The organism is Cyanobacterium sp. T60_A2020_053, from assembly GCA_015272165.1.
Classification (GTDB): Bacteria; Cyanobacteriota; Cyanobacteriia; order Cyanobacteriales; family Cyanobacteriaceae; genus Cyanobacterium.
The window spans coordinates 1-15684 of sequence record JACYMF010000103.1 but is presented as its reverse complement, the minus strand read 5'-3'; the positions used below and the strand labels follow the sequence as shown (position 1 = coordinate 15684).

Sequence of the window (15684 nt, the reverse complement as noted above, 5' to 3'; positions counted from 1 at the left end):
AATTTTAAACTGATTTATATTTTGAACTAAAAAACGTTATTATTTTTTAATAAAAAGGAATTGACGATGGATAAAAATGTTTTAGGGAAACCATTAGGGATATGTTGCACAGCGCCCGTCACCGGTTATTATCGTGATGGGTGTTGTCGCACGGGTATGGGAGATGTGGGCTTACATTTGGTATGTGCGCAAGTGACAGCAGAATTTTTGAACTTCAGTAAAGCGCAGGGGAATGATTTAATTACTCCCATGCCCATGTATAACTTCCCCGGCTTGAAACCCGGTGATAAATGGTGTTTATGTGTATCGAGATGGTTAGACGCTTTGAAAGCAGGATGTGCGCCCCCCATCGTCTTAGATGCCACCCATGAAAAAACCCTCAATTATGTACCGTTAGAAGTGTTACAAGAACATTCTCTTTGATGAAGAGAGGGAAGAAAGGGAAGCAGGGGAGGAAAGGGAGAAGGGGAAGCAGAGGAAGAAAAGTTAGAATTTAGAATTTAGAAAACAATTACTTCTACATTTTTTCCATTGTCAATTATCAATTATCCATTGTCAATTATCAATTAAAAATGCAATCTTATTCACTATTTGCACCAGCAAAAATTAACCTTCATTTAGAAATTATTGGTCAGCGCCCGGATAACTACCATGAGTTAGTCATGGTGATGCAAAGTATCAATTTAGGCGATGTAGTAGACATCAGAGCCAATGGTAAAGAGGAAATTCGACTTTTTTGTCAAAATCCCCAAGTCCCCTTAGATAATAGCAATTTAGCTTATAAAGCCATCAAACTGATGGCGCAAAAATTCCCTCAACAGGCAGAAAATTTTGGCGGTGTGGATATTCACCTCACCAAAAATATTCCCGTTGCTGCCGGATTAGCCGGAGGCTCAACGGATGGCGCTGCGGTATTAGTGGGCATTAATCTATTATGGAATTTGGGCTTAACCCAACCAGAATTAAGGGAAATTGGCGCTTTATTAGGCTCTGATGTGCCTTTTTGTATTGCAGGAGGTAGCGCCCTTGCCACTGGTAGAGGAGAAAAAATCGAGCCATTACCCGCTCTTGATAATATTTGGGTAGTATTAGCAAAGTATAGTAATATTAGCGTTTCCACCCCATGGGCTTATTCTACCTACCGTGTAAAATTTGAGGAGCTATACGTTAATGAAAAAGAAGCTATTAATCAGCGCACTTCGGCGGTGCATTCTGGGCAGTTGGTGAGGGCGCTGGTGCATAGAGATGGTCAAGAAATTGGCTCTTTGTTATACAATGACCTACAAAAAGTAGTCTTGCCTGAATATCCCGAAGTGGCAGAATTAATCAAAAGTTTTCAAGGGGAAAATGTCTTAGGTAGCATGATGTCAGGCTCAGGTCCAACAGTTTTCGCCCTTTGTGACAACGAAGCGGAAGCTCAACGGATTAAAAATATCGTAACGACAAAAATCAATAATCCCAATTTAGATATGTGGGTGGCAAAAACCTGCACTCACGGTATTAAGGTAATGGACAATGGATAATTGACAATAGATAAGGAATGAGGATTCAATTGTTTAGTGAAGTTATGTAGATTCTGCTTTGACTACATAATTCCATTGGGGGAGATATTCATCAATTTCTCTGCTTCTATTGCCGCATAACGTCTTCGCTCTTTTTCTGAGAGACTATTGTAGTACCTGATGATTTTTTCTTCGATCTCTTGAGTATAAGGTTTGATTGCTTTCATTCTTAATTACTTCAAAACATTCACTGTCTCCTATTCTCAATATATTAACTCCAAATTATTTGTTAACAAGCTTACTATTTTATTTAATCCTCGTTCCTTAACTTAAAATTTTTGTTTTGATGGGGTTAGATCCTTGAAATTTAGATAGTAACCCTTAGTTTTAGCTTTGTAACAGTCTATTAAGAAAAAATACAGCAAGACTCAGATCAATAGTAATCATAGAGAATGTTAAGCAAATTTTAAATATTGTTAAGCAAATCCCACAAGGAGTGCGAATACCCAGTATTATCTTGATCAATGTAGTAGTTTAAGTATTTGTCGAGAGAAGAATCACTCATGACAGTAACCCCTCAAAAAGAGGCGAAAGCTAAAGTAATCGTTGACAGAGACCCAGTACCTACCTCTTTCGAGAAGTGGGGCAAACCCGGTCACTTTGATCGTACTCTAGCTAGAGGACCCAAAACCACCACTTGGATTTGGAATCTTCACGCCGACGCACACGATTTCGATACTCAGACCAGTGACCTAGAAGATATTTCTCGCAAAATCTTCAGTGCCCACTTTGGTCACCTAGCAGTTGTATTTGTTTGGTTAAGTGGAATGTACTTCCACGGCGCCCGTTTCTCCAATTATGAAGCGTGGTTGTCTGATCCCATCAACATTAAACCCAGCGCCCAACAAGTTTGGTCTATCGTTGGTCAAGATATTTTAAACGCCGATGTCGGCGGTGGTTTCCACGGTATTCAAATCACATCCGGCTTTTTTCAATTATGGAGAGCCTCTGGTTTTACCAATAGCTATCAGCTCTATGTAACCGCTATTGGTGGCTTAGTTATGGCTGGTTTAATGCTCTTTGCTGGTTGGTTTCACTACCACAAAGCCGCTCCTAAACTAGAATGGTTCCAAAACGTGGAATCTATGATGAACCACCACCTCGCTGGTTTATTAGGCTTAGGCTCTTTGGGCTGGGCTGGACACCAAATCCATGTATCTTTACCTATCAATAAGTTACTCGATGCCGGTGTTGCTCCTCAAGACATTCCCTTACCCCATGAGTTTCTACTCGATGCAGGTAAAATGGCTGAGTTATACCCCAGTTTTGCTCAAGGTTTAACACCATTCTTTACATTAAATTGGGGTGTTTACTCTGATTTCTTGACCTTTAAAGGTGGCTTAAATCCTGTAACTGGTGGTTTATGGTTATCCGATACCGCTCACCATCACCTCGCTATCGCAGTGTTATTCATCATTGCTGGTCATATGTACCGCACTAACTGGGGTATTGGTCATAGCATGAAGGAAATTTTAGAAGGTCACAAAGGTCCTTTCACTGGTGAAGGTCACACTGGACTTTATGAAATTTTAACCACTTCATGGCACGCCCAATTAGCTATTAACTTAGCGTTACTTGGTTCTTTAACCATTATCGTTGCCCAGCATATGTATGCGATGCCTCCTTACCCTTACTTAGCTACCGACTACGGTACTCAGTTATCCATCTTTACCCATCACATGTGGATTGGTGGTTTCTTGATTGTAGGGGCAGGAGCTCATGCTTCTATCTTTATGGTTCGTGATTACGATCCGGCAAAAAATGTTAATAACCTTTTAGACAGAGTATTACGTCACAGAGACGCCATTATCTCTCACCTCAACTGGGTATGTATCTTCTTAGGCTTCCATAGCTTCGGTTTATACATTCACAATGACACCATGAGGGCTTTAGGTCGTCCTCAAGATATGTTCTCTGATAGTGCAATTCAGTTACAACCTGTATTTGCTCAGTGGATTCAAAATCTCCACACCGTAGCGCCCGGCAATACAGCGCCCTTCGCCTCTGCCCCAGTTAGCTATGCTTTCGGTGGCGATGTGATTGCAGTAGGTGGCAAAGTTGCCATGATGCCTATTGCTTTAGGTACTGCTGATTTCATGGTTCACCATATCCATGCTTTCACCATTCACGTTACCGTGTTAATCCTTCTCAAAGGGGTACTTTACGCGCGTAGTTCCAGACTTATCCCTGACAAAGCTGAATTAGGCTTCCGTTTCCCTTGTGATGGTCCTGGTCGTGGTGGTACTTGTCAAGTATCGGGATGGGATCATGTGTTCTTAGGTTTATTTTGGATGTACAACTCCTTATCTATTGTAATCTTCCACTTCAGTTGGAAAATGCAGTCAGATGTATGGGGAACTGTATCTCCTGATGGAACTGTATCTCACATTACTGGTGGTAACTTCGCTCAAAGTGCTATTACCATTAACGGTTGGTTGCGTGACTTCTTATGGGCGCAAGCAGCTAACGTAATTAATTCCTACGGTTCTGCCTTATCTGCTTATGGCATCATGTTCTTAGCAGGTCACTTTATCTTCGCTTTTAGTTTAATGTTCTTATTCAGTGGACGTGGCTATTGGCAAGAATTAATTGAATCCATTGTATGGGCTCATAACAAACTCAATTTAGCCCCAGCAATTCAACCTCGTGCTTTGAGTATTATTCAAGGTCGTGCGGTTGGTGTCGCTCACTATCTCTTAGGTAGTATCGTGACTACTTGGGCATTCTTCCTCTGTCGTATTTTGGCGGTGGGTTAAGAATGTAAACTTTCTCTACGAAAGTAGGAAGGTTGGCGGTTAAATAGGTTATAAAATAACAAATGAAGCCGTTTTAAACGTTAATCGTTGATCGTGATTCCATCACCTTCAACACTATTAAAAAACAACTTTAATACCTGCCTAGACTTATGCTCATAAGCTCTAGGCAGAGCAAAAAAACAAAACCGAGCAACAAAAATAACGTTGACTCTTATTGTGTAACAGGAGACTTCCTAGAAAAAAGCTATGGCAACTAAATTTCCCAAATTTAGCCAAGATTTAGCCCAAGACCCCACTACAAGAAGGTTATGGTACGGAATCGCTACTGCTCATGACTTTGAAACTCATGACGGTATGACTGAAGAGAACCTCTACCAAAAGATTTTTGCTTCTCACTTCGGTCATTTAGCGATCATCTTTTTATGGACTTCCGGTACTGTATTCCATGTGGCGTGGCAAGGCAATTTTGAGCAGTGGATCAAAGATCCTTTAAACGTTCGTCCTATCGCCCATGCGATTTGGGACCCTCATTTCGGTCAAGGCGCTATCGATGCTTTCTCTCAAGCAGGTTCATCTAGTCCTGTTAACGTGGCTTATTCTGGTGTTTACCACTGGTTCTACACCATCGGTATGACCAATAATCAAGATTTATATACTGGTGCAGTATTTTTATTAATTCTGTCTGCGGTGTTCTTGTTTGCTGGTTGGTTGCACTTACAACCTAAGTTCCGTCCGAGCCTTTCTTGGTTCAAAAATGCTGAGTCTCGTTTAAATCACCATTTGGCCGCTCTTTTTGGTGTGAGTTCTTTGGCATGGACTGGTCACTTAGTACACGTTGCCATCCCTGAATCCCGTGGTATCCATGTTGGTTGGGATAACTTCTTGAGTGTGAAACCTCACCCTGCTGGTTTAGCTCCTTTCTTTACTGGTAATTGGGGTGTTTATGCTCAGAATCCTGACACGGCTAGTCATGTGTTTGGTACGGCTAACGGTGCTGGAAATGCAATTCTTACTTTTGTCGGTGGTTTCCATCCTCAAACTGAATCTTTATGGTTGACTGACATTGCTCATCACCATTTAGCTATTGCTGTTATCTTCATCATTGCTGGTCATATGTACCGCACTAACTGGGGTATTGGTCACAGTATTAAGGACATTTTAGCAGCTCATAATCCCCCTCAAGGTACTCCTTTTGGTGGGGCGTTGGGCGCTGGACACAGAGGTTTATATGATACCATCAACAATTCTTTACACTTCCAATTAGGTTTAGCTCTTGCTTCTCTTGGGGTTGTAACTTCTTTGGTGGCTCAACATATGTATTCTTTACCTTCCTATGTGTTCATTGCTAAGGATTACACTACTCAGGCGGCGCTTTACACTCATCACCAGTACATCGCTGGTTTCTTGATGGTCGGTGCTTTTGCCCACGGTGCGATCTTCTTCATTCGTGACTATGATCCAGAAGCGAATAAAGACAATGTTTTAGCTCGTATGCTGGAACACAAAGAGGCGATTATCTCTCATTTAAGTTGGGTTTCCTTATTCTTAGGTTTCCACACTTTAGGACTTTATGTTCACAATGATGTGGTAGTTGCTTTTGGTACTCCCGAAAAACAAATTTTAATCGAGCCTGTATTTGCTCAGTTTATTCAAGCAGCTTCTGGTAAGGCTTTATATGGTTTCGATACCTTATTGGCTAATCCTGAAAGTGTTGCTTCTACGGCTAGTGCAGTATGGTTGCCCGGTTGGTTAGATGCCATCAACAGTGGTACTAATTCTTTATTCCTCAGCATTGGACCTGGTGACTTTTTAGTACACCATGCCATCGCTCTTGGTTTACACACCACTACTTTGATTTTGGTGAAGGGCGCTTTGGATGCTCGTGGTTCTAAGTTAATGCCTGATAAAAAAGACTTCGGTTATTCCTTCCCTTGTGATGGTCCTGGTCGTGGCGGTACTTGTGACATCTCTGCTTGGGATGCTTTCTACCTCGCTATGTTCTGGATGTTAAACACTCTTGGTTGGTTAACTTTCTACTGGCATTGGAAACACTTAGGGGTATGGACTGGTAATGTTGCTCAGTTCAATGAAAACTCCACCTATTTAATGGGTTGGTTCAGAGATTATTTATGGGCAAACTCTGCTCAGTTAATCAACGGTTATAACCCTTATGGTGTAAATAACCTCTCTGTGTGGGCTTGGATGTTCTTATTCGGACACCTCGTCTGGGCGACTGGTTTCATGTTCTTAATTTCTTGGCGTGGTTATTGGCAAGAATTGATCGAAACTATCGTTTGGGCGCACGAGCGCACTCCTTTAGCTAACTTAGTTCGTTGGAAAGATAAGCCTGTAGCTTTATCCATCGTTCAAGCTCGTTTGGTTGGTTTAGCTCACTTTACTATCGGCTATATCCTCACATACGCAGCTTTCTTAATTGCTTCTACGGCTGGTAAGTTCGGCTAAACTCTCATGTGTTTGGTAAGTAATTAAATTTTAACAATTTACCCTCTGCCTTCTTGGTGGGGGGTTTTTATTGACAATCCATTAGCATTTGCTAAATAAATCTTTGAGTTTTGTAACCCACCTTCTGTACCTTGCCATCAAAAAGAGCGAAAATGACAGGAAAGCTTAGTGCTTTTGTTCAGAGAATTAGTGATGGTTGTGATAAATTGAGTAAATGACGGCGCAAATTTTCAAAACCGATTCTTTCCGTTGCTGAAATAAATACCCCTTGAGGATATTCCTGTTTTGCCATTTCTAAATTTTCAATATTAGCTTGATCTATTTTATTGAACACCATCAAATGGTGGAAAGGTGCTAAAGGCATATCGCCAATAATTTTATGCACTGACTCAATGTGACTAACCCAGTCAGAATGAGATAAATCTACCACGTGAAGCAAGGCATCAGCTTCAGTTACTTCCTCAAGGGTTGCTCGAAATGAATCAACTAAAGATGGGGGTAACTCATGGATAAAACCCACTGTATCTGTTAATAAAATCGTGTTACCAGCGCCCGTCACCGTGTCAGTAATGGTTAATCGGCGCGTAGTGGGGTCTAAAGTTGCAAATAACTGATCCGCCGTGTAAACTTGGGCATTAGTTAAAGCATTAATTAGGGTGGACTTACCAGCGTTAGTGTAACCGACGATGGCAACGGTGGGGATTTCCTCATGCTGTCTTTGCTGACGGAGACGGGCGCGGTGACTTTGTAACTGATTAACTTCTTTTTGTAATCTGGTAATACGCTTTTGGATTGCCCGTCTTTCCGTTTCTAGTTTAGTTTCTCCGGGTCCTCTTGTGCCAATACCGCCCCCTAATCTGGACATGGCTTGTCCTCGACCTTTTAAGCGCGGTAACATATACTCTAATTGTGCCAACTCCACTTGTAACTTACCAGCGCCCGTGCGCGCCCTTTGCGCAAAAATATCTAAAATAACCTCTGTGCGATCTACCACCTTTACCCCAAATTGCACCTCCAAATTACGGGACTGAGAAGGGGATAAATCTCTGTCAAATACTACTACATTAGCGCCCGTGGTCTGTACTTGTAAAGCAATTTCTTCCACCTTACCAGCGCCCACCACCGTTTGCGGGTGAGGTTGACTGCGTTTTTGTTCTACGGTAGTTAAAACCTTACCCCCTGCACTTTCTACCAACCTTTCCAACTCCCGTAAACCGGAAGAAAACTGCTCAGGAGTGATATGGTCAGTTTTTAACCCCACAATTAACACCCTTTCTTCTAAATCCGCCACGTCTTGGGCGACATATTCTCGACTAAATTCCTCCTCTAAACTATCCACCAACTCCAAAAAATCCTGTTGGGCAACCATTTCTAACTCTTGAGGAGGAGATACTTCCCAATAACCAACGGAATTTTCCGCTGGGGTGAGGTGCGCCACATAAGCATCCTCAATAAATCCCGAAGCGCCCCCCCCTTTTCTCAATACCCCCTGCCCCGTTAAAGTTAACACCAACAACGCATCTAACCTTTGCCTCACCATGGCGGTTAAACTGGCTTCGGAGGGCGCTTGATTTTTCAAAGAAGTTGTTAAACAACGAATGCCTGATAACCTCTTATCCCCATAACGAGGCAATTCTAGGGGCGGTATTTGAGTTTGACGGGGAGACCCCACCCCCACCCGAATCACCTGTCCACGGCGATTCAAATAAACAGAGAGAGGCTGTTTGATGTCAGTGCTAATAGAGGCAATTCTTTCTGCTAACTCTACTGTCGTCAGACGATCTCCCGTAACCCTCTGTTGATACAATCTTTGTAATTGCTTTAATTGATTTGGTTTTAATCCCTGTATATTTCCGTAGATTGTTGCGATGGACATTAAGCAAAAAATTAGTTGTTTCTTCGCACTATTGTAATTCACCATTGAAGTTTGCGCATTTGCACGGAACAAAAAAAATGTTTTCTTCGATACAATATAAGCAGGAAAGTAAATTATAATCTCATTAAATCAAAATCTATACTTCAGCAGTATTAAGATAATGATGTATTCTTTTGATATTACGCAATGATTGGAAAATTGTTTGATAGATATGAACAATTTGCTCAGAAAGTTGACTATCCAGAATAAAAAAATATTATAGTCTTATACTTTCCAGTTCCAAACCATTGACGAGGAAAAGACCAAATGATCACCGTACCACAAACTGAAATGGAATTATCATTGATTGACAATGATCATAAAGCAACAATTTTATTGGTTGATGATCTCAAAGCCAATCTTAAACTGTTAACTTATATTTTAGATGCAGAAGGCTATCAAACCAGCTTTGCGGTGAGTGGCAAAGAAGCCCTAGAAAGATTAACTATGCTTCACCCAGACTTGATCCTACTTGATTTGATGATGCCAGACCTCAATGGTTTGGAAGTGTGTAAAACCATTAAAGCAAATCCCCTATGGCAAAATATTCCCGTGATTTTTCTCACAGCGAGTCAAGAAGAACATCATTTACTCGAAGCTTTTGAAACGGGAGCTTCTGACTATGTAACCAAGCCTTTTCGGAAACCAGAATTAATCACCAGAGTAAAAAATCAAATCACCATTCAAAGACAACAGAAAGAGATTTTAAGATTACGACAAAGACTAGGTGAAATCTCTTAGAAAAAAAAGTAAAAAAATCTAACAATATTTGTTATATTTGCTATTATCAAATAGACCTCAGCAAATAGAGAATATATGTATGTTAGCCTCGAATAAACCCCTAGATGATGAAAACGTAGTAGCACAGAGAAAAATATTAACCGCCGATGAAGTTAATTTAATGGTGGTTAAAAATCCTCCTCATACAACCAGAAAAGTTAGACAAAGCAAGTCTAAGGCAATAGTTGATTATAATAATTCTATTCCTCTACCTTGGTGGTTAAAAATATATTCGATACTTAGTCACAGTTCTTCTTGGTTAACCGTGATAATTGTCTTAATTGCTGGGAGTATCTATGGTTTGACCGTTTATGCTCCTCAACAGTGGACGAGTAAGTATAATGAATTAGAAGATTTACGCCGTAGGGAAAGACAATTTACCCTTGCTGATGAAATCTTTAAAAATAAATTAGCCCAAGAGGCAGAAAATCCCAAATCTGGTTTAGTTAATCCAGAAAATAGCCAACCGCCTTTATTTTTACCCAAAACAGAGGTTAAACCAGTGGAGTTACTTCCCCCTGAAACTGTGATGCCAAAAACAGTTAAGCCAGTTTTTCCCATTGCTTATTAATGAATGGGCAAAGGGCAAGGGGCAAAGGTAATTATTAATGTTATAAATGATAAGATTTGTATTTTTAGAATAGTAAAAAGTATATCAAATCAGCGTTTGAGTAATTATTCTTTTAATTTATCATAACTAACCTTCATAATTCATAATTCATAATTCTTACTTCCCCTTCCAAAACTATGAACTTTTCACGATCTGATCAAAAAAACTCTTTCCCTGTGGCAAAATCGAGGTCAAAAAAAAGTAAATCATCAGTACATGGTTTATCTTTGAACATTGTCATTAGGTTATTTTTAATCTGGTTATTTTTGATGGCAGGGGCGCTAGGTTTGGGGTGGCGTTTATCAGTACTACAATTACAACAAGGTGCGGAATTAAAGGGGAGGGCGCTACAACAGCAAAGGTTTAATTTTCGTCCTTATATTCCTCGTCGTGCTGTGGTAGATGCGAATAATAATGTTTTAGCAACAGATAGATTGATTTATGAGCTATACGTTCATCCCATCATGCTAAAAGATCGAGAAGAGGTGGCACAAAAATTAGCAGAAGTTATGGGAGATCGTGATACTACTGATTTTTTAAAGTTATTTACAACTCGTGATACGGGTGTACTTATTTCCAAGGAAATTGAAGAAAATAAAGCCAATGTAATTCGTAGTTGGAAAATAGAAGGGATTGATTTGGAAAGGAGTTACGCTCGTTTTTATCCGCAAAATAATTTATTTGCAGACATATTAGGTTATGTTGATACAGAACATACTGGACAGGCAGGTATTGAATATAGTCAACCAGATTTATTGGAAAGGGATGTTAACAGTCCAGGAATAAAATCTCTCTTGACTGTTAATAAAAGTGGAGATGGGTCATATTTACCGGTTAGTTTGCCTCAAGGAATTGCGCAGTTAGATGATTTAAGTGTGCGTTTAACGGTGGACTCTCGTTTACAAAGGGCGGTAAGAGATCGGTTATCGGTTCAGATGAAGGAGTATAAAGCGAAACGAGGAGCAGTAATTGTTTTAGATGCTCAAACTGGGGGGATTTTGGCGTTAGCCTGTGAACCGACTTATAATCCTAATGAGTATTTTGCCTATGATTTTGCTTTGTTTAAAAATTGGACGGTAACGGATAGTTATGAACCGGGTTCGACTTTTAAACCGATTAATATGGCTATTGCTTTAGATGAAGGGGTGGTGAAGGCTAATAGTATAGTATCAGACCCTGCTAGTGTGGTGATAGATGGGTGGCCCATTTCTAATTCTAGTCGTACTGGTTTAGGTTCAGTCAGTTTGACTAGGGCTTTAGAGGTATCCAGCAATACGGCAATGATCAACATTATGAGACGTATTCCCCGTAATCGTTACTATGAGAGATTGCAGGAGTTAGGTTTAAATCAACCCATGGGCTTAGATTTACCTTTTGAGGGGGTGGGCTTTTTGAAGTCTGAGAAAGTTTTTACGGCAAGGGATATTGAAACGGCGGTGTCTTCTTTTGGTCAAGGGTTATCTCTCACACCCATGAAGTTGGTGCAGTTGGTGGGCGCTTTGGCTAATGGTGGTAAGTTGATAACGCCCCATGTGGTAGAAGGTTTTATTAATGGGAAGGGGGAGTTAACTTCTACTCCTGAGTTGGTAAGTAAGCAGGTTTTTGAGCCTTCTTCGACGGAAGCGGTGGTGAAGATGATGGAATCGGTGGTGGAAAACGGTACGGGCGCTGTGGCTAAAATTGAGGGTTATCATGTGGCTGGAAAAACTGGCACTGCCCAAAAGTCAGATGGTAAAGGAAGATACTCTCCTACGGCAAGAATTACCAGTTTTGTTTCTATTTTTCCTAGTGATAATCCTCGTTATGTCATCTTGGCGGTGATTGATGAACCAAAAGGCGATAGTATTTATGGTTCTACGGTAACAGGTCCTGTGGTGAAGGATGTTATTAAATCCTTAATTTACATCAAGGGTATTCCTCCCACTAAGTAGGATTTGCTAAAAAAGTATTTTGATGAAGATAGGTGTCAGGTTTCAGGTTAAAGAATGAAAAATCTATGTCAATAAACGAATAAAACCGGCTTGGGAAAAATGTTTGTCAGCAGTAAAGGCTTCGGTTATTTCTTCCTGTTTCATAATCACAAAACTGATACAATCCGTTAAACCCCAATCTTTATCAGTTCTTGACTGATATAATGCTAATCCTTCAGTAAACAAATCATCACTTAAACCGACTATTTTGATAGATTTGAGCGTAGATAAATTAAGAATAAAATTAGCAGTGTTGTGTCTAATTAGAGGAGAAGATAAAGCATCAGCGACTTCTAATAAAATAAAATTACTGGTAATAAATATATAATTTTGTTGAACTAATTGCAAACGTACTTGAATTGCTTTTGATGCCAAGTATCATCAACATTTAGTAAAGCAATCCAAGCTGAAGTGTCCATAAAAACTTGATTCATCAATAATTAATTTGTTTGTTTTGGTATTCCATAAAGATAATGATCGTGTTGTTCTGCTAAATCTGTAATTCCTGTACTAACCTTGCATTTTTCTAATAAATCTCCCAACTCATCATTTTTAATTTCTCTTTGACTACGACTTTTAAGAAATTGATAAAATTCCTGTAAATCTTCTTCTGATAAATAATCTAATTCTTGTTTTATTAACTCTTTGATACTCATATATTTTGCTGTATTTAATAATTGTCTGTTACCTTTTGGCTACTTTAACTAAAAATTTACATACTCAAAGTAAAAGAGCCATTTTTTATTTTTTAATCACGATTTCTAGGACGCTTGTAGTACGTCTTATCCTTTATTAATTAATATTTGTGAATGATTCATCGAATCTTAATTAATAGTTTTTTATTATCAATTATCCATTAATCTCACTACTTCACTTTGTGATCAACTCCTAATTACCCCTAGGAAAACGGCGCCGTTGTAAAAATTCAGGAATATCTAAACCAGTGCCTTGATTTTCCATCATGCCCGTTAGGTTGTCATTATCTTCTATGGGAGGGGGGAGAGGGGCGCTGATAGTCGGTTGACGAGGTTTCGTCTCGGTGTTTTCTCCCTCAAAACCAGTGGCAATAACTGTAATGCGAATTTCTCCCTGCATTTTTTCGTCAATTACTGCCCCAAAAATGATGTTAGCATTGGCATCAACAATTTCATAAATAGTTTCTGCTGCTGTATTTACTTCGTGTAAAGTTAAATCGTTGCCACCTGTAATATTTAAGATTACGCCTTTGGCACCTTGAATAGAAGATTCTAGTAAGGGGGAAGAAATAGCCGAGACAGCGCTCTCCTTCGCCCTCGATTTTCCTGAGCCAATACCAATACCCATCAAGGCAGAACCAGCATCTGCCATAATGGCGCGCACGTCGGCAAAGTCCACATTGACTAAACCGGGAATGGTAATAATGTCAGAAATACCCTGCACCCCTTGACGCAAAATGTCGTCAGCGATGCGGAAAGATTCTTGTAAGGGAGTTTCGGGGGGAATTACGGATAATAATTTGTTGTTAGGAATGATAATCAGGGTGTCCACTCTACTTTGGAGGGCGCTGATACCTTCATCGGCTTGATTGGTGCGTCGGCGCCCTTCAAACGTAAAAGGGCGAGTGACTACGCCGACAGTTAAACAGCCCATTTCTTTCGCCACTTCAGCCACAATGGGGGCAGCGCCCGTGCCTGTGCCACCACCCATCCCGGCGGTAATAAAAACGAGATCAGTATTTTCTAAGGCTTTAGCTATTTCATCTCTGGATTCTTCGGCGGCTTTTTGCCCAATGGAAGGATTTCCACCTGCTCCTAATCCTTTCGTCACTTTTTGCCCTACTTGTAAACAATAGGTAGCCATGGATTGAGCTAGGGCTTGGGCATCGGTGTTGATTTGCCAAAACTCAATTCCAGAAACGTTACTTTGAATCATACGATTAACGGCATTACAACCTCCACCACCAACACCAATTACTTTTATTTTGGCAATGTTACTTGGAATAATCTGTCGAGAGTTCATAGCTACTTCTGGCGGTGATTTATCTGGTTTAGGAGTTTTTTTTACGGTGCGAGGATGAGATTGATTATTTTGTGACTTATCTTGATTATTTTTGATCCCTGCTGATTCCATTAGGTATTTGGCAAGGTTGGCGTTAGAATCATTCATTTTTGGCGATAATAAAAGTAAATTTTCAGGAAAAAATAATAGTTTTACTTACAATCTGATGTTACGCAGTCAAACGAGATATTAATAGTTTCAAAGGTTAAGTGCGAACGAAAAATTAGTATTTTAAGGTTTATTATGCGTAACGTCAGTTACGATTGTGATATTTTGTCAAAAATAGACTCAATCTCATCACTACTGAGCAAAATTATAACCTAGATTCTGCGATTAGTTTATTTATCAAAAATTTGGGTAAGGGAAGCAAGAATTATGAATTATGAGTTATAAATACTTAGTCATCGGTGTATAAATCCTAAGTTATCCATTATCAATTATCCATTGCCGTTTTAATCAATTAAAAAAATTAACTAATTCTTGCAATTTATCCCAAGCTGTGCCACTAGCAAGAATAGTTCTAGCTTTGTCGATGGCTTCTTGATGGTTGCCAAAAGGCACTATTTCTCCTACTTCTAGGGCAAGGGCGCTATTAAGAATGACGGCATCTTGTTGGGCGATGGTGCCTTTACCTTGTAATACTTGGGTAAGAATTTCGGCGTTTTCTGCTACGTTACCCCCTTTTAAGGCGGTGAGAGGGGCGCTGGTTAAACCTAATTCGGCTGGGTTTATTTCAGTTTTGATTATTTTGTCTTTTGCCACCATAACTATATCGGTAATATCTCCTAATCCTGCCTCGTCTAATTTTTCTCTACCATGAAGGGTAATTGCCTTATCAATCCCCAAACCTTGCAAGGCAAGGGCAAGAGGTTCGATGAATTGTGGGGCATAGACTCCGATAATTTGACGGGTGGGGCGTAGGGGATTGACGAGAGGACCTAATAAGTTAAAGATGGTTCTAATTTTTAATTCTTTGCGGATGGGCGCTACTGCTTTCATGGCTGGATGCCATCCGGGGGCAAACAGAAAGGTAATGCCGACTTGGTGGAGGGCGCTTTTATATTCTTCCATTTCTCCTGTTAGTTTCACGCCTAAATACTCTAACACATCGGCAGAGCCTACTTTACTGGATGCGGAACGATTACCATGTTTCGCTACTTTTATGCCTCCAGCGCCCGCCACAAAAGCCACAGCAGTGGATATATTAAAGGTAGATGAACCATCCCCACCAGTGCCACAGGTATCGATGAGAGGGGCGCTATGGTTGACAACTTCCGATTGTAGGGATTGAGATTGTAGCACTTCTGCCATGCCTGTCAATTCTTGTCCGCAAACCCCTTTTAGTTGTAAAGCGGTTAAAATTGCTCCTGATAAAGCGGGGGAAATTTCTTCTTGTAACCATCCCGTCATCAGCGCCCTCGCCTGTGGTTTAGTGAGGGATTCTTTGTCCATTAGTTGCTGTAATAATGCTGACCAATCTGTTATCATTGCTACTCTATAATTATGATCATCGGTCATTTTATAATATCTTAGTTCGTGCGATTCGTTCAGTCCAAAAGTTAAGGTTGAAATACCTGAAACGTGGGATTGG

At 40.2% G+C, this 15684-nt stretch carries 12 protein-coding genes and 1 pseudogene; 7 read left to right on the top strand and 6 right to left on the bottom strand.

What is annotated here, in order from left to right; all coding sequences use genetic code 11:
- The first annotated feature begins 60 nt into the window (after window positions 1-60).
- Both IGQ45_13595 and IGQ45_13590 read left to right on the top strand, forming a co-directional pair.
- On the top strand, window positions 61-423 hold the full coding sequence (locus tag IGQ45_13595; GenBank protein ID MBF2058209.1) for a DUF2237 domain-containing protein: 363 nt from the start codon (window positions 61-63) through the stop codon (window positions 421-423).
- A gap of 149 nt (window positions 424-572) precedes the next feature.
- The gene (locus IGQ45_13590; protein ID MBF2058208.1) at window positions 573-1523 is read left to right on the top strand and encodes a 4-(cytidine 5'-diphospho)-2-C-methyl-D-erythritol kinase; all 951 of its coding nucleotides are present in this window, start codon (window positions 573-575) and stop codon (window positions 1521-1523) included.
- Between the two features lie 62 nt (window positions 1524-1585).
- Here the strand turns inward: IGQ45_13590 and IGQ45_13585 are convergent, their stop codons facing one another.
- Window positions 1586-1729 (bottom strand): hypothetical protein, encoded by a 144-nt coding sequence (locus IGQ45_13585; protein ID MBF2058207.1) that lies wholly within the window; start codon window positions 1727-1729, stop codon window positions 1586-1588.
- Between the two features lie 336 nt (window positions 1730-2065).
- On the opposite strand from IGQ45_13585, the gene psaA reads away from it, so the two are divergent.
- Window positions 2066-4318 (top strand): photosystem I core protein PsaA, encoded by a 2253-nt coding sequence (gene psaA / locus IGQ45_13580; GenBank protein ID MBF2058206.1) that lies wholly within the window; start codon window positions 2066-2068, stop codon window positions 4316-4318.
- A 246-nt stretch (window positions 4319-4564) separates the two neighbouring features.
- Window positions 4565-6781: a photosystem I core protein PsaB gene (gene psaB, locus IGQ45_13575; GenBank protein MBF2058205.1), complete on the top strand. Its 2217-nt coding sequence runs from the start codon at window positions 4565-4567 to the stop codon at window positions 6779-6781.
- 178 nt (window positions 6782-6959) lie between these two features.
- Here psaB and hflX read toward each other — a convergent pair whose 3' ends face one another.
- Window positions 6960-8657 carry a GTPase HflX gene (gene hflX, locus IGQ45_13570; GenBank protein MBF2058204.1) on the bottom strand — a complete coding sequence of 566 codons (1698 nt, stop codon included), beginning with the start codon at window positions 8655-8657 and terminating at the stop codon, window positions 6960-6962.
- Window positions 8658-8987: 330 nt separating this feature from the next.
- Here hflX and IGQ45_13565 point away from each other — a divergent pair, with 330 nt between their 5' ends.
- The 3 genes from IGQ45_13565 to IGQ45_13555 all read left to right on the top strand — a co-directional run bounded on the left by IGQ45_13565 (window position 8988) and on the right by IGQ45_13555 (window position 12017).
- On the top strand, window positions 8988-9437 hold the full coding sequence (locus IGQ45_13565; protein MBF2058203.1) for a response regulator: 450 nt from the start codon (window positions 8988-8990) through the stop codon (window positions 9435-9437).
- A 79-nt stretch (window positions 9438-9516) separates the two neighbouring features.
- Entirely contained in the window at window positions 9517-10047 is a 531-nt protein-coding gene (locus IGQ45_13560; GenBank protein MBF2058202.1) for a hypothetical protein, read from the top strand.
- Window positions 10048-10223: 176 nt separating this feature from the next.
- Entirely contained in the window at window positions 10224-12017 is a 1794-nt protein-coding gene (locus IGQ45_13555) for a penicillin-binding protein 2 (protein MBF2058201.1), read from the top strand.
- Between the two features lie 63 nt (window positions 12018-12080).
- Here the strand turns inward: IGQ45_13555 and IGQ45_13550 are convergent.
- From IGQ45_13550 to trpD, 4 genes and pseudogenes are all read right to left on the bottom strand, one after another.
- Window positions 12081-12490 (bottom strand): annotated as a pseudogene (locus IGQ45_13550) (type II toxin-antitoxin system VapC family toxin).
- Window positions 12491-12496: 6 nt separating this feature from the next.
- Window positions 12497-12712 carry a hypothetical protein gene (locus IGQ45_13545; protein MBF2058200.1) on the bottom strand — a complete coding sequence of 72 codons (216 nt, stop codon included), beginning with the start codon at window positions 12710-12712 and terminating at the stop codon, window positions 12497-12499.
- A 232-nt stretch (window positions 12713-12944) separates the two neighbouring features.
- Window positions 12945-14201, bottom strand: a complete 1257-nt coding sequence (ftsZ, locus tag IGQ45_13540) for a cell division protein FtsZ (protein ID MBF2058199.1) — start codon at window positions 14199-14201, stop codon at window positions 12945-12947.
- A 348-nt stretch (window positions 14202-14549) separates the two neighbouring features.
- Window positions 14550-15581: an anthranilate phosphoribosyltransferase gene (trpD, locus tag IGQ45_13535; GenBank protein ID MBF2058198.1), complete on the bottom strand. Its 1032-nt coding sequence runs from the start codon at window positions 15579-15581 to the stop codon at window positions 14550-14552.
- Window positions 15582-15684 lie beyond the last annotated feature (103 nt).